15 protein-coding genes are annotated in these 22071 nt (G+C 48.0%); 8 read left to right on the top strand and 7 right to left on the bottom strand.

The window, feature by feature from the left end:
- Positions 1-600 precede the first annotated feature (600 nt).
- Positions 601-2250, bottom strand: coding sequence for a glycoside hydrolase family 32 protein (locus tag BIT28_RS21280; RefSeq protein ID WP_075766945.1), 1650 nt, complete (start codon positions 2248-2250; stop codon positions 601-603).
- 207 nt (positions 2251-2457) lie between these two features.
- Positions 2458-3447, bottom strand: coding sequence for a LacI family DNA-binding transcriptional regulator (locus BIT28_RS21285; RefSeq protein WP_075766946.1), 990 nt, complete (start codon positions 3445-3447; stop codon positions 2458-2460).
- 345 nt (positions 3448-3792) lie between these two features.
- On the opposite strand from BIT28_RS21285, the gene BIT28_RS21290 reads away from it, so the two are divergent.
- The gene (locus BIT28_RS21290; protein WP_075766947.1) at positions 3793-5229 is read left to right on the top strand and encodes a sucrose-specific PTS transporter subunit IIBC; all 1437 of its coding nucleotides are present in this window, start codon (positions 3793-3795) and stop codon (positions 5227-5229) included.
- A 77-nt stretch (positions 5230-5306) separates the two neighbouring features.
- Here BIT28_RS21290 and BIT28_RS21295 read toward each other — a convergent pair whose 3' ends face one another.
- Positions 5307-5714, bottom strand: coding sequence for a DNA-binding protein (locus BIT28_RS21295; RefSeq protein WP_075766948.1), 408 nt, complete (start codon positions 5712-5714; stop codon positions 5307-5309).
- Positions 5715-5827: 113 nt separating this feature from the next.
- Here BIT28_RS21295 and BIT28_RS21300 point away from each other — a divergent pair, with 113 nt between their 5' ends.
- Positions 5828-6736 carry an aldo/keto reductase gene (locus tag BIT28_RS21300; protein WP_075766949.1) on the top strand — a complete coding sequence of 303 codons (909 nt, stop codon included), beginning with the start codon at positions 5828-5830 and terminating at the stop codon, positions 6734-6736.
- Positions 6737-6843: 107 nt separating this feature from the next.
- On the opposite strand, the gene BIT28_RS21305 is transcribed toward BIT28_RS21300, so the two are convergent.
- Both BIT28_RS21305 and BIT28_RS21310 read right to left on the bottom strand, forming a co-directional pair.
- Positions 6844-7785 (bottom strand): universal stress protein, encoded by a 942-nt coding sequence (locus tag BIT28_RS21305; protein ID WP_075766950.1) that lies wholly within the window; start codon positions 7783-7785, stop codon positions 6844-6846.
- A 191-nt stretch (positions 7786-7976) separates the two neighbouring features.
- Entirely contained in the window at positions 7977-10946 is a 2970-nt protein-coding gene (locus BIT28_RS21310; protein WP_075766951.1) for a TIM-barrel domain-containing protein, read from the bottom strand.
- A gap of 457 nt (positions 10947-11403) precedes the next feature.
- Here BIT28_RS21310 and BIT28_RS21315 point away from each other — a divergent pair, with 457 nt between their 5' ends.
- From BIT28_RS21315 to BIT28_RS21340, 6 genes are all read left to right on the top strand, one after another.
- Positions 11404-12876, top strand: a complete 1473-nt coding sequence (locus BIT28_RS21315) for a multiheme c-type cytochrome (RefSeq protein ID WP_075766952.1) — start codon at positions 11404-11406, stop codon at positions 12874-12876.
- Positions 12877-12924: 48 nt separating this feature from the next.
- Entirely contained in the window at positions 12925-13485 is a 561-nt protein-coding gene (locus BIT28_RS21320) for a NapC/NirT family cytochrome c (protein WP_075766953.1), read from the top strand.
- 163 nt (positions 13486-13648) lie between these two features.
- Entirely contained in the window at positions 13649-14392 is a 744-nt protein-coding gene (gene pnuC, locus BIT28_RS21325; protein WP_075766954.1) for a nicotinamide riboside transporter PnuC, read from the top strand.
- A complete protein-coding gene (locus tag BIT28_RS21330; RefSeq protein WP_075766955.1) occupies positions 14389-15120 on the top strand; it encodes a nucleoside phosphorylase in 732 nt (243 codons plus the stop codon). The genes pnuC and BIT28_RS21330 overlap by 4 nt, the downstream gene beginning before the upstream one ends.
- A gap of 141 nt (positions 15121-15261) precedes the next feature.
- The gene (locus BIT28_RS21335) at positions 15262-15942 is read left to right on the top strand and encodes a Crp/Fnr family transcriptional regulator (protein WP_075766956.1); all 681 of its coding nucleotides are present in this window, start codon (positions 15262-15264) and stop codon (positions 15940-15942) included.
- A gap of 359 nt (positions 15943-16301) precedes the next feature.
- Positions 16302-17495 carry a NupC/NupG family nucleoside CNT transporter gene (locus tag BIT28_RS21340; RefSeq protein WP_075766957.1) on the top strand — a complete coding sequence of 398 codons (1194 nt, stop codon included), beginning with the start codon at positions 16302-16304 and terminating at the stop codon, positions 17493-17495.
- A gap of 97 nt (positions 17496-17592) precedes the next feature.
- Here the strand turns inward: BIT28_RS21340 and BIT28_RS21345 are convergent, their stop codons facing one another.
- Positions 17593-18855: a DEAD/DEAH box helicase gene (locus BIT28_RS21345; protein ID WP_075766958.1), complete on the bottom strand. Its 1263-nt coding sequence runs from the start codon at positions 18853-18855 to the stop codon at positions 17593-17595.
- Positions 18856-19062: 207 nt separating this feature from the next.
- A complete protein-coding gene (locus BIT28_RS21350; RefSeq protein ID WP_075766959.1) occupies positions 19063-21984 on the bottom strand; it encodes an ATP-binding response regulator in 2922 nt (973 codons plus the stop codon).
- Positions 21985-22071: the final 87 nt, after the last annotated feature.

Below are 22071 nucleotides of genomic sequence, written 5' to 3' on the forward strand. Positions count from 1 at the left end.
TCATAAGGCAGGTTTTAAAATAATTACGAGTCGTGCGTCACACTGGGTGTAACATAGTGTAATTTATAGTTTCTTTAGGTAACGAAAAAAGCGACTTATGTAAGTTTAACGTTACTTTGATTAAGTTGAGCGCTATAAAATTGACGCTGAATGATGAGAGTTGATTTCGTATATTATTGATAATTAACGGTTTAATTGCGATTTGATTGTGGTTTCGGCCTGTTACATTGGTGTTGGGCCGGAGAGGTAGGCGAAACATTATTCAAATTGTGAGTTTTATAACAGGATACCAATGAAACATTGGGCATATAGATTTTGCTACTTCTTTTTAAATCTGATTTTTTCCATTGTCACAGAGTGGTTTATAGTGAGCCACATAGCTTATGAAATACAAAACCAGGCAGTAATTAACGCACTTAGTAAATATACACTTTTATGCTGTGCTTTAAAATATAAGAGTCTCGATAGTAGCGTTAAGTTATTACTAACCTGTTAGGCAGCTGTATTTATATAGAGTTAAGTGCTGGAAGGTTTCGGTTCGACGATTTCCAGCACGCTTTGATGAGGGTGGTTGCTTTTATTCAAAGCTATTTATTGTGGCTAGCCAAGTGGCCACAATGTCACATCTTGCCATAACTGCGGCCTGTCGGATATTAACTGAAGACATGTTGCATCCTCTGGCGTGAATACTCGGGCCGTCATGGCGTATTCTCCATTATTAATGAATATCTCTAATGATGAGTGATCTGCTAATACCTGAAGTTCAACATCCTCACCTGTGTTCCAGGTGATTTCACGGATCTGTTCGCCATCAGTCGAATGGGTATGGCTGCGATCAAGCAGGATACGTTGACTGTCTGAGTCCAGGATGATGTCACAGTATTGCTCACCATTATCCATCAGGCGTATTGTGTTCTGTCCGGTTTCAGGCCATGTCATAGTGGTTCGTAACTCATAGCTCTTTGTGTCTAGCGGGATGGCTTGGTTAACCGATGCTTCGGTAAAGTTGTACTGCTTCTTTGCCCCACGTAGAGCCTGTAGCTCTCGCGCCGGACGCTGGAACATTTTTCCGTCTTCCCAGCTCAACTCGCGCAGGCAGGTTAGCTGGTGCAGCCAGCCATCTTGGCAGCTTGGCTGATCGGTTTCATCGGGTAATCCCATCCAGCCGATAAGCAAACGGCGCCCGTCTGGTGTTTCGGCTGTTTGAGGGGCATAGAAGTCAAAACCATAATCCAGGGTGGTGAAATCACCAAGGGTTAGGTGGCCGTCCTGATCCAAAGACGCTTTGATATAGCCGTTATGGTGCGGAACTTTGTAGTGCTCGCTGGATGACTTGATTCCCTGAGGGCAGATAATCCCTGCAAGCTGGCCATTCAGCTCAAACAGATCCGGGCATTCCCACATGTAGCCGAACTGTCCTAGCTCATCGCCATACAGGCCTTGATATGACCAGTGATACAGATCATCGGAACGATAGATTGCAAGGCGGCCCTGCAGTTGATGATCAACTGTCTGATGCTGAGCACCGAGCAACATCAGCCAATGGTCACCATGCTGGACGATTTTGGGATCGCGGCAGTGAGGAGTCACAGAGGGCGGCAGGGTATCGACAACCGGCCCGTGCTTGGTGAAATGCAGGCCGTCGTTTGATGTCGCCAGACATTGGGTGGTGATCCTATCGCGCTGCTCACCGATACGGACATTGCCGGTATAGAACAACATCAGCTCGTCGCCGTTACTGACAGCATGGCCGGAAAATACACCATGGCTATCAAACCAGTCTGACGGGCACAGGGCGATGCGCTGCGTTGTCCAGTTAAGCAGATCGGTGCTGGTAACGTGAGCCCAGTATTTATCTTTATGGTCGCAGGCAAACGGGTATAACTGATAGAAAAGGTGATACTCGCCCTGATGGTAGATAAAGCCGTTAGGGTCGTTGAGCAGCCCCTGAGGTGGCGCAATATGCCAGCTCGGGCGGTAGATGGATGTCGTTAGCTCCTGAACGCTAAGTAGCTGCTTACGTTGGTTGGCTTCTATCCATTGACCGAGCTGCTGCCATTCATGCGTATCGAGAGGATGTTCTGGCTGCCAGGAGAGTTGAGATAGCTGTGTATTAAACGGCAGCTCGGCGGCAGCCGAAGAGCGTAGCGCTGGATTAGCAAGCTCAAGGATTACCTGCTCTTCGACACGAAGGGCTCGAAGTAAATTTTCGTTACCACCGCAAGCGATGATCAGTTCAGTCAGTGTCATGGATTATAGCCTTAAATTGTTAGCACGAGGCCGCACTAGCAATATACAGATTTTTCAAAATTTCGGGAACGTTCCAAAAATAGATCAGAATCAACGTTGAGGCAAGTCGTGGCCGCAGGAATTGTAAGGCTCAACGAAAAAGTGTGCGGAGGATCGAGTTAATGTTAGCGAGAAGCGGAGCTGTGCAGGTAGGGGAAACAGAGCTGCTTAGCAGCTCTGACGTGGTATCCAGTCAAAGCCAAGCACCAGTTTGGCGACTTGGCTTCGGCCTTGTTCGATGATTTCCAGCAGCATTTTGGCGGCATTATTGCCAGCGGGTTCAAAGGCATAGGCAAACGTTGACAGGCCCGGGGTCACCACAGAAGCCATTTCGTCATTACCGACACCGACAACCTTGATGTCTTTGCCTGGCTTAAGGCCTGCCGCTGCAATGGCTTGGATCGCACCTATGGCAATTCGGTCCGTGGCGCAGAAAACACCATCTGGTCGCTGGTTTTCTGCCAGTAAGCGGGCCATTTCTTCACGACCGGAATCAATCGAAAATTGCCCCTGGGTATGAAACTGAGGTGGCGTTAAACCTAGATGGTTCAATGCGTTAGAAAATCCATCATAGCGCTGGCGGTCTACGGCAATATCATCGCCCTTGACCCCGAGAAAGCCTACTGAACAACAGCCTGCCTGATGAAGTTGTTCGGCAGCACAATAGCCAACTCGGTAGTCGTCGTGGATCACGCTCGGAATATTAAAACCTGAGCCGTCCTGGCCGATCAGTACCACTGGGGCCTTCGAGCGCTTGATCGCGGTGATCAGCGCATCGTCGATATGGGTGGCGAACATCACTATTCCTTCAACCCGTTTTTGATTGAAGAGTTCGATGTACTGAATTTCTTTGCCTGCCTCCAGGGCACTGTTCGCCAGCAGTACGTGCTTACCTGCCAGTTCGAATGCCTTGCTCAGGCCATCAACACCCTGCGAGACGGCATTGGAGGCCACCCTGGGAACGATAATACCTATCAGATTGGTTTTATTGGATTTTAAATCTTTCGCCACTTGGTTGACGACGTATCCGCATTCTTCGATCGCGCGGCGTACTTTGATTTTGGTCGCTTCTTTTACGCCATATTCGTCATTGATGACTCGGGAAACTGTGGACTTAGAGACCCCGGCTAGACGCGCGACATCGTGTAGGCTCGCCATAAATACTCCTTTGTTTTGGCCATGATCATCCAGGTTCGGGATAGTTTGCAAACAGGATCCGGTTTTAACCCCTAATTGAGTGATTGTGATCACAATATATTGTCCATGTTCGCCTTTTTAGCCGATCATGCTCACACAAGAAAATTAGGGGCTTGACGATATTTGAGTCATCAATAAAACTTAATTTCGGTAACGTTCCCGAAAATCAAAAATACTGCACCACCCCAGCAGTATCGCGATGGAAATGTTGCTGATGCAAACCACATGAGTGCTTGACCTAAGATTAGGGTTAAGATGAATTAAAACGTTCTGAGCGTGAATCCTGTTCGCGACGGAGGTATAGAGATGGACTTTCCTGTCATTGCCCGACAATTAATCGAAAAACTGGGCGGAAAAGAGAATATTGCTGCTGCAGCACACTGCGCAACGCGTCTGCGTTTGGCGCTACATGATGAAAACAAAGCCGATCTCAAGGCCATCGATGATATCGATGGCGTGAAGGGACAGTTCAAGGTGGCGGGGCAAATCCAAATTATCTTTGGTTCTGGCATCGTCAACCAGGTTTATGCGGCAATGACAGAGCAGACCGGCCAGACAGAAATGTCGACCAAGGACGTCGCTTCTGCTGGGGCCGAAAAACAGAATGTCGTGCAGCGTGCTGTGAAAGGGCTGTCTGATATTTTCGTGCCGATCATTCCGGCAATCGTTGCCGGTGGTCTGTTGATGGGTTTGTTCAACGTTCTGACCGCGACAGGCTTGTTTATCGACGGCAAATCATTGATTGATGCCTACCCGGGCATGGCCGATCTGGCCTCGATGATTAATACCTTTGCCAACGCGCCATTTGTTTATCTCCCTGTTCTGTTAGCGTTCTCGGCAAGTAAGAAATTTGGTGGCAACCCGTTCCTCGGCGCCGCACTGGGTATGTTGATGGTACACCCGGATCTACTCAACGGCTGGGGCTTTGGTGGTGCCAGCGTCAGCGGCGATATCCCGGTCTGGAACATCTTCGGTTTTGAAATCCAGAAAGTTGGCTACCAGGGTTCAGTACTGCCGGTACTGGTTTCTGCCTTCATTTTGGCAAAAGTAGAGAATGGTCTGCGTAAGGTGGTTCCATCCGTATTGGATAACCTGCTGACGCCGATGCTGGCAATTTTCATTACTGGTTTCCTGACCTTCACTCTGGTTGGTCCTATTACCCGTGATGCCGGTTTCTTGTTAGGTGACGGCCTGAACTGGTTGTACGAATCGGCTGGTTTTATCGGCGGGGCACTGTTTGGCCTTGTCTACGCACCGTTTGTTATTACAGGCATGCACCACAGCTTCATCGCATTTGAAACCCAGCTGCTGGCTGATATCGCAGTAACTGGCGGTACCTTTATCTTCCCGATTGCTGCAATGTCTAACGTTGCACAGGGCGCGGCATGTCTGGCTTTCGGATTTACGACCAAGGATATTAAAGCGAAGGGGATTGCAATGCCGTCCGGTGTAACTGCGCTGCTAGGTATTACCGAGCCAGCAATGTTTGGTGTAAACCTGAAGTATCGTTATCCGTTCATCGCTGCCGTTATCGGTGCGGCATCGGCAAGTGCGTTCATTACCCTGTTCAAGGTGAAAGCGACAGCACTGGGTGCGGCGGGTCTGCCGGGGATCATCTCTATCAGTCCGGATAGTGTATGGTTCTATGTTGTTGGTATGGCCATTTCGTTTGCCATCGCCTTTAGCCTGACGCTGGTATTGGGTACTCGTGCAAAGTTTAAAGCAGCGGCAGCTGCGGCATAAAAGCCTGAAATATTGATGATATAGACGTAAAGAGCCGGCAGTTTGTCGGCTTTTTCGTTCATATTCGGCTGGCAGCGTTATTTAGGTTCGTCTTGTTTTGCCAGAGCCAGAAAGGCGGCCATCCCACTGATATCAAGGTATCCGTCAGCTTTTTTATGGGTTCTGAGAAACTGATAACCTGATACGGTTTTTAACAAATTCTCGGCCTCGGTAGGGCTAATTTTCTTGTTGTTGATGTGCTCGTAGGCTGCGTAGAGGGCTGGTTTGTCGACCACTTCGGCCTGACGGTATAAATAGCCACAGCCTGTCGCAAGCCACTCCAGCGAACAGTTGGCCTTCATGGCAATCTGATTGGCTTTGGCAAGGCTTGGTTCACTGCCCTTGAGGTACTTCCGAAGCAGTGCTTCGCTGATGTCGACCCGTCGGGCAAAGCCGCTGACACTCTCTTCACCAATTAATGATTTCAGGCGCTGCGCAAAAGACATAGTTCGTACTCCAGTTCGAGGCCCGAAGGTTATAGCATTGCGATACCCCTGAAACAAGCCTAGGATGATTGGTAGTCCAAAATGAAATAAGTGTTAGATGGAGTTTGACCCGTATGGTGGCAAAAGTTGAATTAAGCCCGCAAGGTCCGCAATTTTCCGAATTAGTACAAGGCTATTGGCGTTTGGCGGACTGGCAGATGAGCCCGGCACAGCGACTTGACTTTCTTAAGCAGCATGTCGAGTTGGGAATCACGACGGTCGATCACGCTGATATTTATGGAAATTACAGCTGCGAGACGTTGTTTGGCGAGGCGCTGGCACTGGACCCGAGCATTCGTGACCAGATAGAGATCGTCACCAAGTGTGATATCAAGTTGTGTTCCGATCAGTTTCCTGGCCGAAAAATTAACCATTACGACACCAGCAAGGCACACATTGTTGAGTCGGTAAATAATTCTTTGTCACGGCTACAGGTCGAGAATATTGATGTGTTGCTGATCCATCGCCCTGATGTTCTGATGGATGCCGATGAGGTTGCCGAAGCCTTTGCCGAGCTTAAACAGCAGGGAAAGGTAACTCATTTTGGTGTTTCGAATTTCTCGCCTGCACAATTTGACTTGCTGCAGTCTCGGCTGGATGCTCCGCTGGTGACTAACCAGGTTGAAATTAACCCGTTGAATTTTGAAGTGGCCCACGACGGCACGCTGGATCAACTGCAGTTGAAGCGAACCAAGCCGATGGCGTGGTCATGCCTGGCCGGTGGCGATATCTTTTCGGGCCAGTCAGAGCAGCAGGTACGAGTACGCAATGAGCTCGAAATAATCCGTGACGAGGTTGGGGCAGCCAGTATTGATCAGGTTATTTATGCCTGGGTACGTCGTTTGCCATCCCATCCGTTACCAATTATCGGCTCGGGTAAAATTGAGCGTGTCCAGGCCGCTATCGATGCGCTGAATATTGAGCTAAGCCGTGAGCAGTGGTTCCGTGTCTGGGCGGCATCGAAAGGTCATGGTGTGCCATAAGCCGCTTATTGCTATGGCATAGTGAATTGAGAGGAAGCTTAACTGCCTCAGGCAGTTAAGCTTGCCAAGCGAAAACGAAGGCTAATGAGGCCTTGTTTTTATCCAGCTTATTCCAGCACTGGTGATTTAAACCCTTCAGGTTTGAGCGTGATCACCGAGCATTGGATTTTATCCAGCATATATTCGGCGGTGTTTCCCATGACGAAGCCGGCAATTCCGGTTCTGCACACCGTTCCCATGATCACCAAATCAATATCATGGCTGTTGATATAATCAGGCAAAATTTTCTTCGCATCCCCTTCAAGCATGGTAATTTCAACCGATGTCTTGCTATCGGCATAGGGTTCCATTAAGGCTTCGAGACGTGAAGCCCTGTCTTCGCGTAATTTTTTTGCGATCACGGCGATCTCCAAGTCATCACAACGGTTCCATTCCCGCAAATATCCCTCACTTTCCAGTCGCCAGGCATGACACAGATAGAGAGTGGCCTGGTTCATGTTGGCAAACTTGAAAGCGTGCTGAAGAATTTTCTCATTAAGCTCAGTCAAATCGGTGCCCGTGACATCAATCGCCGCGACCACTTTTTTGATCTGCTGGGATTCGCGTAAAGGGTTGATAGTCCAGAGGGGAATGTTTGATTCACGCATTAAATGGCGGGTTGAGGTACCCCACTGACATGCTGTTTCTTTGTGGTCGCGGTGGGCATCGATAACAATTAAGTCGCTGCCGGTCTTCTCCGCCCCTTTAATGATTTCAATGTAGGGAATGCCGGTTGTAACGACGGCATCAAACTCAATATCCGGATACTCGGGGCTTAATGTCTCGATGTGCTCTTTAAGTTCTCGCTCGCACTGGCTGGTGGCATTATCGAGCAGGTTCAAAGTTGATACCGAGTAGCGACTGAGATCTTGCATCTCTGCCAGCTTTTCAATCACGGCAAAAAGGGTAACACGTGCTTTCTCCTGGTTGGCAAAATGAAGCGCCTGATGGAATCCTGAGCCGAGAGGCTGTTTGGGTGCGAGCGGAATGAGTAGACGTCGGTATGTCATAACGGCCTCCATAAGTGGATGATAAGTAGCTTGGCATTATTAAGTTTTGCTGAATATGGCGGGCTCACCACCGAAAATTGTATCTTTTTCTTAAATGTAGCAGCAGTAAGTTGGTGTGGGGGCGTTTCTCGTTGACGAGATAAGAGAAGAAAAGGCGGCTAGGTGCCGCCTTTTATCGTGGTTAGATAAGATTAGATTTTGGTTACCGAGTAGGTGTTGCTGTTGTCGAACAAGGTAATACGGTAGCGACCTTCTCCCTGGCGAACCGTGATATCGGCACCACCTTGTTCAAGGCTGCCGTCGGCACCGTTGTCACCGAAATTCCGGCTCCAGTCACCAAACACATCGAACTTGAAGCGCTCATCGTTGCTGCTGCCAAATGTAACGTCAGCCTGCCAGGTATTGTCTGCAATCAATGCCATCTCAGTGCTTGTCCAGCCATTGTTGGTGCCCCGGATAGCAAAGCTAGGCTGGTTCGAAGCAAAGCCGCAGTCGTTTTGACAGTTTTCCGCGGTGATGACCACCGTCTTGTTGGTCAGTACGGATTCGGTGCCGGTGCGTACTGAAATCACGCTGCCTTCTTTGATCCAGCCTTTTGCACCGTCTTTCAACAATGCGGCGCGGTTAGCCAATTGTGGCAGTGGCGTACCGTTAAGGGTAACTGTTGCCTTGTCTGTTGCATTGATCAGGTAACGAACCTCGTTATTGCGACTGCTTGATGCGCCGTTAAAGTTGCCACTTGCTGCACCTATGGTGATTTGAACCCCGTTGCTGACTGGTGTCTGGCTGATCAGCGTTTCACGTACCTGGTAGTGCGGCACGCTGCCATCGTCATAGTAGGCAACGGTACTGCCGTCATCCTCATAGAGAGTGAAGCTGCTGGCCTCGCTGGACGGGAAGATTTTGGCAATCAGTTCGTTATGGCCTGATCCGTCTTTGCGGTGGCCGAACACATCCTTCGTCTGCTCATCGACATACATCATAGGAATAATGGCACCGGCACGGGCGTAGGCAGGCACACGGTTACGGTTTTCTGATGCAATCCACTGGTTCACGTTTGACAGGGTAAGTCCGTCGGCACTCTCGTACTTCTCGAACGTGTGGTAGTTGTACCAGGTACCGGCCGGCAGGTAGACGTCACGAGTCTGGGCAAACTGGGTCGTCAGGTTGGCGACCAGTATGTCTTTACCGATCATTTTCTGATCAGCCATGCCAATAAGCTTGGTGTCGTTCTGGTAGTAGAAAGGCATTGGCGCAATAACAGGTTCGCCGTACTGATAGGCGCGATGAGCCAGTGAATAATAGTACGGGATCAACTCGTAACGCTGGCGCAGGTTGCTCAGGTTGCCAGCCGTATTGCCGATCATCGCCGGAGAGGTTTCGGTGATGATGCAGTCGCTGCCTGTTGCACCCGGCATACCGCAGTTATTGCCATGAGGTCGGAGCGGGATATCCAGCCAGGCCGCGTTGGCAAACCACAGGCTGTACATTTCATCTTCGTTGTAGCCGGTACCCGGTGCGATGGCCGTGTCTCGTTTGCCCTTGTCATCGGACTTGCGCCAGAAGCCACCAATATCCGAGCTGTAGTAGTCGATACCGGCAAAAGACATCTGCATTGCCGCGTTATAGTGCATGTTCATGTGATCGAGGCGACCGCCGATATCCCCTGACCATAGTCCAGCTCCGAAGCGCTGTGAGCCCACGGTACCGGCACGTGCAATAGAGTACGGACGTTGCGGGTTCTGGCTGTGGTTACGAACATAGCCGTCGTAGATAGACTTGCTCCACAGCAGGTTGTGAACATTGTTGTAGTTGGCGTGATTACCGATGCTGTAGCAGGCATAGGAGCGGTAGTCCTCCGGTTCACCCAAGTCGGTCCAGTGACCGAGAATACCCAGATCGGTAATGTTTGGCTTACGCACATTGTCATGCCACCAGGCCGCTGCTTTGGTGTTCGACCAGTCGATCATGCCGCTGACACCAAACCAGTTATTAAACTCGGTAATATCGTTGGTACCGCAGTTCTTGGCAAAACCACCTTGTGCCGCCATACCGTTGTAGTTGGTACCGCCGTAGTTGCCCTGCTTGGAGACGTAGGACTCTTCGATGGTGATAAGACCGATACCGTCATTTTTCAAGCTGGCGACCTTGCCGGCCGGGTTAGGGAATGCCTGCTCGTCAAAGCGCAGATCACCCATCGGGTTGGCCGGGCTGTTGTTCTGCCAGGCGTGCTTGAAACCAAACCAGGCTACATCCAGCAGTGCACCGTCGACTGGGAAATTGTTTTGACGCAAGGTGTTGATAGTGTCGTCCAGTTCGGTCCAGTTGTCGTAGGAGAATTCAGATACCCACATACCCAGGGCTTTTTTCGGTGGAACAGGAGGTCGGCCTACCAGCTCCATGAAGTCGCTGCGCAGGTCGGGCAGATCAGCACCGCTCAGATAATAGAGGTTGGTTTCGGCAGCATCCTTGTTGCGGATCTCCCACCATTCCCGTGACAGGTTGAAACTGTTCTTGAATTTGGAATCAAGGAACAAGGCATAGTTGATGTCGTTGCCGACCGCGTAGAGAACGGGGAACTGCAGGCGGGGCGTTGTCGCACCGGCATACGCGCCGTCAGTATAGGTTACGCTACTGAAGGTGTTGCCTCTGTCGTCCGGCGTACCAAAACCGCCGGTCTGCAGCCATTCGCCGTTGATCTGGCCGCCATTGTTCGGATCGATAGGGGCAAAGGTCTGGCCCAGGCCGTACACCGAGTGCATGCCGCGATTTTGAACCGAGGCTCCTTTCCATGTTGCGTCGTAGATTGCCGGACAGACTGTGGCGCTTTGTTTATTACTTTGGTGCAGCTCAACAATGCTGATACAGCCGTTGTCACTGTTAACACTGACACTCAGCTCTTTGGTACTAAAACCGTTTGAACTTGGGGTATACACCTGCGGTCCGTTATAGTCCGTCTTGAAGACCATAGCGGTATTGCCGATTGTCGTTGGACCATTGGTGTTGCTGTGGTGACGGAAGGATATATGGAGCAAGTCATCATCTAATACATTGATGACGGTACTGGCTGAGCCATAGTTGAGTACATAGGCTTCGGGGATTGCGGCGAGGCTGACCCCGGGGGCCAGCAGGCAAGATATCGCCAGGAGTTTTTTCTTCATAGAAAAGTATTCCGTATGGTTAATTGAGATTCATACGTATTCTCTATGCATCTAATCTAATACTCCTCCTCCTTGGTACTCAGCCCCCTGCAACTAATTGCTAAAACTTTGAGCTGTGATGCATTCTGTAGGGGGCTTTTTGCTCTGTCTGTCGCCGATTAGGTCGAATAAGCTTCTGTGAAAGACCGAAATTTTGACGTTAAGTTGACGGCTAACACTACCATTTGTAACTAGCCGTGCAGGTAGTAACTGATCGCAAGTTATCCGGTAGGGGAAAATCAGAAATCGAGTTTGTGGGATGGAATTATTGAGAGAATGCTCAATTTTTTCGCAGCCAACCCCACAAAATAAATGTGGAAATTGAGCTTTCATCTAAGCTTTGAGATGAAAATACTCAGTTGCATGAGCGAGACTTTATGCAACACAACGAGAGCAGTGTAAGCAAATGAGGTTGGCTATGGACAATGAAAAATTGGCTGTACGATACTTGTGCTGGTTCTTTTCGACGATGACGATTGTGGTGTTACTGTCAATGTCGATGACAGCAAATGCTGAACCCAAGGCGTTGATAATGAAGCCTTTTGCTCAGTTAAGCGATCAAAGCAAGGAGTGTGCAGCCTGTCATAAAGATAAAAATCCGTCTATTTACGCCCAGTGGGGCCGTTCAAAACACTATGGTGCCAATGTAGGTTGCTACGAATGTCACCAGGCAGATCCTTCCGATAAAGATGCGATTAAACATGAAGGCTATAGCATTGCCGTCATCGTTTCGCCAAAAGACTGTGGCCAGTGCCATAACCAGGAAGTGGATCAGTTTTCAAAAAGTCACCACGCCAAAGCGGGCCAGATAATCGGTTCGCTCGATAACTTCCTGGCTGAAGTGGTCGAAGGGGCGCTGACCCTGAATGGTCAGTCACCGGCCGCCGTAAACGGTTGTTGGCAGTGCCATGGGGCGGAAGTTAAAGTATTGGAAAATGGCGATTTGGATCCGACAACCTGGCCGAATACCGGGATTGGCCGGATTAACCCCGATGGTTCAATTGGTGCCTGTACAGCCTGTCACCAGCGACATGAGTTCGATATGGTTCAGGCCCGCCGTCCCGAGGCGTGCGGTAAGTGTCACCTCGGTCCCGATCATCCGCAAAAAGAAGTCTATGAAGAATCCAAGCACGGTATTAATTTCTACGCCCATGTTGACCGGATGAATCTCGACTCAGCCAAGTGGATTGTCGGAGAGGATTATGACGCTGCCCCTACCTGTGCGACTTGCCATATGTCTGCCACAAGGGAGCTTCCGGTGACGCATGATGTCGGTGATCGGATTTCCTGGACCCTCCGTCCGGCCATTTCAGAGAAGATTGACGCTAAGGATATTGCGCTGGGTAAAGAAACCAAGAGCTGGCAAGCTCGCCGGGCTGACATGCAAAACGTCTGTCAGGCCTGCCATACCAAGTCGATGATTGACAACTTCTACATCCAGTTCGATTCATTGGTTGAGCTTTACAACGACAAGTTTGCCCGTCCAGGTAAGGCGCTGATGACGACGTTGAGCAAGGAAGGGATGATAACCGATATCGGTTTTGATGAAGAAATTGAGTGGACCTGGTTCTATCTGTGGCACCACGAAGGTCGACGTGCCCGCCATGGTGCAGCAATGCAGGCGCCTGACTATGTTCAGTGGCATGGTATGTACGAAGTGGCAGAGCGTTTCTATATCGAAATGGTTCCGCAATATCTTGAAATTGTTGAGAAAGCCGAGCATGGCGGCAACAAAGAGGGAGCAGAGCGCGCCCGTGCCGTACTCCAGGAAATTCTCGACAGGCCAGAGCATGCCTGGTTTAGCGGTAAAGAGCCGGATTCGGTGAAAGAAGCCCGTAAGAAAGCACAGGCTGAGTTTAAGGCCCGTTATCTGAGCGAAAGCAAGGAATAACCATCCGGGGAGGCCGGTTTATCCGGCCTGACTCCTAAGTGAGGAACGATGGGAGAAGAACTATCTCGGACGCAACGCTTGTGGCGATGGCTGAAAAAACCGCTGTTATGGGGAATACCGATTGGTATTTTCCTGGCTGTCCTGGCTATAGGTGCATTTCAGGGTGTGATGGTTGCGTCCAATCAGAATGCATTCTGTTTTAGCTGCCACCTCAGCATGGATACTATAGTCCAGGAATATAAGGCCTCGTCCCATTATGTCAGTGATGATGAAGTCTTGGCGACATGTGCCGATTGTCATGTACCGCATGGTTTTATCGACAAGATGAAAGTGAAGATCGCCGCCACGGCAGATATTTATCACATGATAAAGGGCACCATAACCAAGGAGAATTTTGAAGAACATAGGCCCAGGTTGGCTAAAATGGTCTGGGACGATATGCTGGCCAATGACTCCGAGGCTTGCCGACATTGTCATGTAGGTGACAACTTCGACTTGAGCAAACAGCCTCAGCGAGCCAGGCTCAATCATGAACTGATGGAGAGCCGGGGGGAAACCTGTATTCATTGCCATACCGGGCTCGCCCATAAACGGATTACTATCGAGTAACGAAGGCTGCGCCATGTGCGCAGCCTTTTTATTTGGGGTAGTCTGAGTAGATTTGTGCCAAATTATGACCCTCGCCAAACTCGAAGGGACAAATGTCCTCATTGCACAGGTGAGGGTTTTCTTACAATATCGCCAAGCAAAAATACTTTAGAAGGATAACAGGATGGACTTTGTAGCTTGGTTCGATATCAATAATACCCTAGTGAACATCCCCATTGGCGGTGGTTACGCGATGTCGTGGATTGAAGCAGTGGGTACGGTATTCGGTTTGCTGTGTATTTGGTACGCCAGTCAGGAAAAAACAATTAACTATGTGTTTGGTCTCATCAACGTTACCTTGTTTGCAATTATTTTTTATCAGATCCAGTTGTACGGGATCCTGCTTCTTCAATTTTTCTTCTTCTGTGCCAACCTGTACGGCTGGTATGCCTGGACAAGGCCAACCTCGGACTCCGGCGATATGCTGGAAGTTCGTTGGCTTAGCAAGCAAAAGCTGGCCGTTACGGCTGCGGTTAGCGTGGTGGCGATTGGTTTGATGACCGTCTACATCGATCCGTTCTTCTTTGCGCTGGCTAACATTACCGTTGATGGTCTGAACCTGTTTGGTGCCGACCTGGCTCGCCCGACACTTGAGCCGGATGCATTCCCGTTCTGGGATGCGACAATGACAGTGTTGTCTATTGTGGCGCAAATTTTGATGACCCGTAAATATGTCGAAAACTGGATGCTGTGGGTAGTGATTAACGTGATCAGTGTCGGTATCTATGCCGCGCAGGGCGTATACGCACTGTCGATTGAGTACGCAATCCTGCTGTTTATTGCCGCCAACGGTACTCGAGCGTGGATGAAAACGGCCAAGCAAAATCAGGCCAAGCAGCTTACCACCGAGAAAGAGGCAGTAGCATGAGTAAACAGCCTCATATCGCAGTCAGTGCCGAACAGGTGTCAGAAAAAGTCATCGTATGTGGCGAGCCGGATCGGGTGAATCGTATTGCAGCCTTGCTTGAACAAGCCGAATTGCTGGCTGATAACCGTGAGTACCGGGTGATGAGCGGGCTCTATCGGGGCCAGAGGATCACAGTGTGCAGTACCGGCATTGGCGCGCCATCAGCCATCATAGCGCTTGAAGAGCTGGCACAATGCGGAGTTAAGTACATGGTTCGGGTTGGCTCGGCCGGTGCCCTGCAGGCTAATATCGGCCTTGGTGAACTGATAGTGGCAGAAGCGGCTGTGCGAGACGAGGGAGGCTCCAAGGCTTATGTGGCCAGCGAGTTCCCGGCGGTTGCCTGTCATCAGCTGGTGGCTGGCATGGATGCTTACCTTAAACAACAGCGATACCCTTCCCATGCTGGTGTCGTCAGATCACACGACAGTTTCTACACTGATGGTGAAGAGGAGCTGTGTCAATACTGGAACAAGCACGGTGTGTTAGGAGCCGATATGGAAACTTCGGCACTGTTTACCGTTGGACGTCTTCGCGGGCTTCAGGTCGCATCGATCCTGAATAATGTCGTTTTGTATCAGCAGGATGTTCAGGATGGTGTAAATCAGTATGTTAGTGCCGATGACATTATGATGGCTGGCGAAAACATGGCGGCCAAAGCGGCTCTCTACGCGCTTACAACCCTGGCCTAGATATAAACTAGCTATTGTAATTTAATGAAACGAAGCCCGGCTGATGCTGGGCTTTATGTGATCTGCGTTGTTATGAGATTCTTGTGCTACATGCAAGCTTTCGCTAGGATTTGATGACTTTCAGGCTGCTGCTATTGTCTTATGCAACTAAAACCTTACCAAACAGGCCGCTTTACCCAACACCTGAATACCTTGTATCAAGAGTTCCGTCAGGCCTTTTACCAGTGTCAGCTCCACAGCAGGTATTATCAGGCTGGTGAGGAGATTTTGCGTCAGGGACAGGTCGTCGACCATTTATACCTGACATCGGTCGGTCGGGTATCGATGAATATCTCCGCCGTAAATGGCCGGCGTTTTCAGCTTGGCGAGGTCGATTGTGATTACCATGTATTTGGTGAAATGGAGCTGTTTACCGACACTTCATGCCAGTGGAGTGTCGTTGCTGAGGAACAGCTTGAAGTCGATGTGATTTGTCTGAAATCGGTGGCCGATTTACTGCTTGAACGTCCGGAGTTTACTTTGTTCTTTGCCAGTGCGCTGGCCAATGATTATCAGGATTCACTGGATATTTACACCTACCGCCTGTTACACCCGATTACCTACAATATTGCTTATGATCTGTGGCATAGGCATCAGGAAAGCGTGATGCTGGGAGCCTTTGACAAGGCAGGCCAGGAAGCCGAGCGGTTCGGGACCTCAAGTAGGGTTTATAGACGTGCCGTGAAGGAGTTGATTGACAAAGGACTGGTAGTAAAAGATGGTGCTGAAATCCAGGTTGTAGATTTAGATGCACTGAAAGCCTTCATCGATCAGTTTGAGTAGCCCATCTCGGACTCAGCCTAAACGACTTTATTAACAGGCGTTGCTCTTGAGCGGCGCCTTTTTCTTTCTTATATATTGATATTTATGAATGTTTGGCTGTATTTTGTACAACGCATTTTATGGTGTTCAGATTTCATAATTGATAATTGCTTTCTCCCAAATAGCCCAAATATCCCTCCGAAGCCCGTATTTCCGATGATTTTATTCCCTGTGAGCCATTTGGATATTCTTTCGCTTTCTATTCATATTGATGAATAAATAGACATAGGTGCAAAATGAGATATCTGTCACTTTATTAGTGCAACAAATAGTGGAGCATTCACGAATTATTTGAAATACATCACCAAAGAGTACGTTTCATGTCTTACTTGCATTTTATTTTGGGCCTCGTTGTTGTGGCCGTATTAGCATGGGTTGTCAGCAAAGACAGAAAGAGCATCAAGGTTCGTTATATTATTCAGTTGCTTGTGATTGAGCTGGGGCTTGCATATTTCCTTCTTGGTTCAACCGCCGGTACCGGTATTGTCACGAAATTTTCTGATGGCTTTAAAAGCCTGATGGCCTTTGCCGCGGAAGGAACTAACTTTGTCTTTAGCGGGCTGGTGAATGTCGGCCAGTTTGACTTCTTTATGCATGTACTCATGCCGATCGTATTCATTTCAGCACTGATCGGTATTCTACAGCACATCAAGGTGCTGCCGGTTGTGATTCAGTTTATCGGTCTGGTGCTTTCTAAAGTAAATGGTATGGGCAAGCTGGAATCATTCAACGCCATTAGCGCCTTGATGGTTGGCCAGTCGGAGAACTTTATTACCTATAAAGATATTCTAAGCAAGATGTCAGAGCGTCGTATGTACACATTGGCAGCAACGGCAATGTCTACCGTGTCGATGTCAATTGTTGGCTCTTACATGCAGTTGATTGAGCCAAAATACGTGGTTGCGGCTCTGATCCTTAATATGTTCAGCACCTTTATTATTCTGTCGATGATTAACCCTTATGATCATCATGCTGAAATGGACTTTGATGAATTGGTTAAAAGCGGCAGTGAAGAGAGACTGACGTTCTTCGAAATGCTGGGTGAATATATCCTGACCGGTTTTAAGGTGGCCGTGATTGTCGCAGCGATGCTGATTGGCTTTATTTCCCTGATTGCCATGGTGAACCAGGCCTTCACCTGGGCATTTGGTATCAGTTTCCAGGATACGATTGGCTACCTGTTCTATCCGGTCGCATGGCTAATGGGCATCCCTGCTGGCGAAGCATTGCAAGCCGGTAGCATTATGGCAACCAAACTGGTTTCTAACGAGTTCGTTGCAATGATGGCACTGCAGGACAAGATGGCGGGTCTGTCGGCTCAAACCGTGGGCACCTTGTCTATCTTCCTGGTTTCTTTTGCCAACTTCAGCTCTATCGGCATCATTGCCGGTGCGGTAAAAGGGGTAAATGAAGAAAAGGGTAACATGGTGGCACGCTTTGGCCTGCGTCTGCTATATGGTTCAACGCTGGTCAGTGTATTGTCGGCAATGATTGCCAATGTGATGATCAGCTAAGAGCTTAATTACTTAATGATCCTACGCTCGCCCATGATGATGCGAGCGTAGGACTCAGGGTTGGCAGCTCTGCCAACTCTCACCAGATACTAGGCAACTAGTTTTTTCTTTCCTGATGACTTTTCTGCTTGGCCCGATCGTTGGCTGGCTTGCTGTTGGAGCTTTGACGTCCTTTGTTCTGCCTGCTTTTGGGCACGTAATTCAGAATCGAGACAGGGACTTCTTTTCTCGGTGCAAAACCCTCAATTTCTTTTCGGGTGATCAGGTGTCCGAGGCGACTTTCGATCATGCATAGATTTTTAAAGTCATCTTTCGAAACAAGCGAGATTGCCTCACCAGACGCTCCGGCTCGGCCGGTACGGCCAATACGGTGGACGTAGTCATCCGCAGGATATGGCAAGTCATAGTTAATAACGCGCTGTAGATTATCGATATCAATACCGCGAGCGGCCACACCTGTTGCCACGAGTAAGTTAAGCTTGCCCGATTTAAAATCAGCCAGAAGTTTTGTACGCACTTCCTGGCTCCGGCCGCTGTGGAACGACTCGGCTTTGATTCCGCGCTTTTCGAGCTGGCTGACCAGCTTTGCGGCACCATGCTTGGTTTCGATAAAGATGAGTGCCTGTTCCCACTGGTTTTCTTTGATCAGATGGCTTAGCAGGGCTGATTTTTTGTCTTTGTCGACCGTGACCAGCCACTGGTCGATTTTTGGCTTGGCCGAGCTATCTGGCGTCACCGAAATCTCGACCGGGTTATTGATGGCCGTTTTGGCCAGGATACGAACCTGCTTGGATAGCGTGGCAGAGAACAACAAGTTTTGGCGCTCCAGCGGCAAGCGCTCAACAATCTTGTTGATATCGTCAATAAAGCCCATGTCGAGCATACGATCGGCTTCATCCAGCACCAGCACGTCGAGCTCATCAAAGTGCACCGCACGCTGGCTGTACATATCCAGTAGCCTGCCCGGCGTTGCAACCAGGATATCGACACCTTCTATCAGCTGTTGTTTCTGCTGCTTTGAATCTACGCCACCGTACATAGCCAGCGAAGAGAGCGAAAGGTGTTTGCTGTACTGGGCAATATTTTCCTCAACCTGCACTGCCAGTTCTCGGGTGGGCACAAGGATCAATGCGCGAATACGCTTGCGACGAACCTGACGCTGCTCTTCACTCAGCATTTGGATGATTGGCAGTACAAAACTAGCGGTTTTGCCTGTACCCGTCTGGGCCGCTGCCAGAAGGTCCTTGCCCGTCATGATGACGGGAATTGCTTTCTCTTGAATAGGCGTAGGTGTCTTGTAGCCGAGTTCGGTTACAGCTTTTACAATCGGATCGCTTAATCCAAGCTTGGAGAATGGCATGTTGAATCTCAGGTAGATGATTAATAAACACTGTTCTCGCGGTAGGCGATGACAGAGAGATAAATGTGCGCATTCTAACACGAAGCAAGGTGTTCAGGGATACTTTGCGGTATGGGTCAGCTTGACAGCTTTGACGGCATTTTAGTGTTGGTTGGGCGGTAGCGTTTAACATCGATAAGGGGGGGCCAATAGCCGTTTTTACAACCACTACATGGCTGAGTAATAAAGGCGTGTATTGCGTAACGAGAGTGGGGTATCTCTGAGGTGCTTGTTGATTTTTTGCAACAGGCGCTTTTTGGTGATCGGCTTGGTTAGGTGATCTTCCATCGTAAGCGTTATGGTTGTAGCCACATCTTCCCCGTACTCGCCGGTAAGCGCGACGATAGGGGTGGAGGGGGAAATCTTGCGGATTTCTTTTGTGGCTTCGAACCCGTCCATAACCGGCATCCGAATATCCATCAGGATGAAGTCAACCTCCTCTGTCATGACTGTCTCGACAGCTTTTTTGCCGTTTTCAGCCTGGAAGCAAATGATGCCTTCACTTTCAAGGTAGCCTTTGATCAACAAACGATTTACCAGCATGTCGTCGACAACTAGCATTTTTTTGCCAATCAGATTGCCTAAGGGTTTGAGCTGGCCGTTCTCAATAATATGCTGAAGGCTGATCAGCAGTTCCTCTTCCCGGCTGTCGATGACGCCTTGAATGAGGTTATCTCCCCCTTCGTAAAGCTGGGCTGTCGAACCATTGTCGGTGCAACTGATAATGGGAGTGATCTGGGCGATGGAGCCGAGTTCTCCGCAGCGGATAGACTTTATCGCATTGGTTGATTGTCGAGTGATATCCTCATCAATAAAGACAAAATCAAAATGCCGAAATGACAATATGTGCATCATTTCTTTTATCGATTCGACTTTGGTGATCTTGATATTCAGCTCGTACAGCAATATCGTTAGTTTTAGGCTTGATGAAAACTCACCGACCAGTAAGCAATATTTTCCCTTTAGTGCCCGTTTGAAGCGTTGAACGGTCTCTCTATCGTAGGCCGAGTTTATGATCGGAAAACTAAGGGTAAACTCGGTAAACTTCCCAGCCTCAGAACGGCATGAGATATTGCCGCCAAACGCTGTCATGACACGCTGGCAGTATGCCAGGCCCAGGCCGTTGCCATTATTCTTACCTGAGGTGTACATTTCATCGAAAATATAGGGAAGCCGGGAGGCATTAATACCCGGGCCGGTATCGGTAAAGATGACTTTATTATGACGGTCACCAGCGCTTAGCCTGATGCTTATCTTCATTTCAGGGTATTCAGATATGTAGTGTAAGCTATTGTTAAGAAGGTTAAAAATAATGAAGCTGTAAAGGGTATCATCGCCTTTGAAAATGAAGTCAGTGTGCGGATCCAGTGAGATAAGACGCTTTGAGCTGGCATGTTCAAAATTGTAGTCATTGAGGGATTGCCTTATCAATTCACGGGCAGAAAAAAGTCGGAATGAATCGGGGCTGATCCTGCCGCCCTGAAGTTCGTTCAGTATGACTTCAATAAACTTAGAGCCAAGCTGAACGGCACTTTTCACCTCACAGATATTTTGGTAAAGGGTCTTCATCTCCGATGATGCATAAGGCACCAGAGATGAGGTGTCAAAATCAAACAGATCGGCATCAATTCGTTCAAAATGGTATTGAATCTTTGATAGTGGGTTCTTCATTTCATGAGCAATAGAACCAGCGAGTAACTGGGACTTACGTATTTCATCCTCGGCATAAATAAACTTGTTTGATTGCTCGAGCACAAGTTGAAGGGCACTAATCTCTTCTTGACTGAAAATACCGCCCTCATTCTTTTTTGAAACCATGAATAAGTGAGTAATGATATTATCGTTAAAAATAGGCAGTACAAGGGCTGAGTCATTCTCAGCCATGCTATTCCTTATTTTGGTTAGCTTTTCTATGTCTGACGAGTGATACTCAATGAAATAGTCGAGCTCATCTTTAAGTATGGCTTCATTATGAGCTTCAAGATAATTAGCCAGTTCAGATTGCGATGAGTTAATACCAACTTTAATTATTTGCCCGGTGTTCGAGTTGAGAATGTCCTTGACTCTATTTAGCGCCATATCACTTGACTGTTTGAAGTCATTTACCAGGCTATGAATATCGTTGACAGTATTGCTTGGTGAGCCATATATAAATCGATTTATATAACGCTGAAAAGCTGCTAAACTGTTTTTCCAGCAAATACCACTTATAATTATCCAACATCCAATCAGGATGAAATGATACTCATTAGGATCTGTGTGCGTAAGCATCACTATTGGTGATAGGTATAGCAAAATATTGAGCAAGTAGCTAATACTTAAATGACTAATATATCTGAGGCTATAAAATCTATCATTAAATATGGCATAACCGACAAGAACTTGTTCGAAAATTGAAAGAGCAGGTGGTATCCAGGTCGCGGAATAGTCGTTTGACACACTTGGTATTATAATGTGGCATATCAATGTGGAAACCATAAAGATAGACATACCAAACATCATATAGTTGCTTTTTGTTTTGTTTATCTTTATCTGGCTTTTTCTATATAGGTAAAAATTCCTGAAAGTTAAAATAAGAAGGATGAAACCAAAAAAAAATAATTCGCTAGATGCCTTTCCTAGAGTTATTGTGAAGTGCCCGGTGGACGTAATAACCACATCGACAATTGTTAACTCTGGATATAAGAACATTATTAACGAAGCAATAATACCAAATATAAAAGTATATGACTGATGTTTTTTTAATGGTTTATTGGCTCTTACTAGCAGGCATGAAAATAGGAAAGTAAAGTTTGCTGATAAAAGTGAAGAAATATTTGCTATCAAACCAACTTCTTTGGCTATTACCGAATCAAAATAAGATAAAAGTTCTGACTGGAAAAAAGCGTTAGATATAACCCAGACATTAATAAATAGCAGATACAAAGAGTAAGTATGAAAAATGGATTTCTTTACTTTTATTTCATTTTTAGATAAGAAAAGAAGATAGTAAGAAAGCCATATTGAAATTAATATAGTCGAAATGATTAAAATGGAAAACTGCAGTCTGGAGAAAGAGGATAAAGTGAGTTTAATAAGTTCATAAGTCATTATTACATTACCATCTAACTAGCAGCCAATGAAATCCATGTCAATATTGCCATTTGCTATATGAATATAATTTTATAGCTTATTGAT

This window comes from Photobacterium proteolyticum (assembly GCF_001939735.1).
GTDB lineage: Bacteria > Pseudomonadota > Gammaproteobacteria > Enterobacterales > Vibrionaceae > Photobacterium > Photobacterium proteolyticum.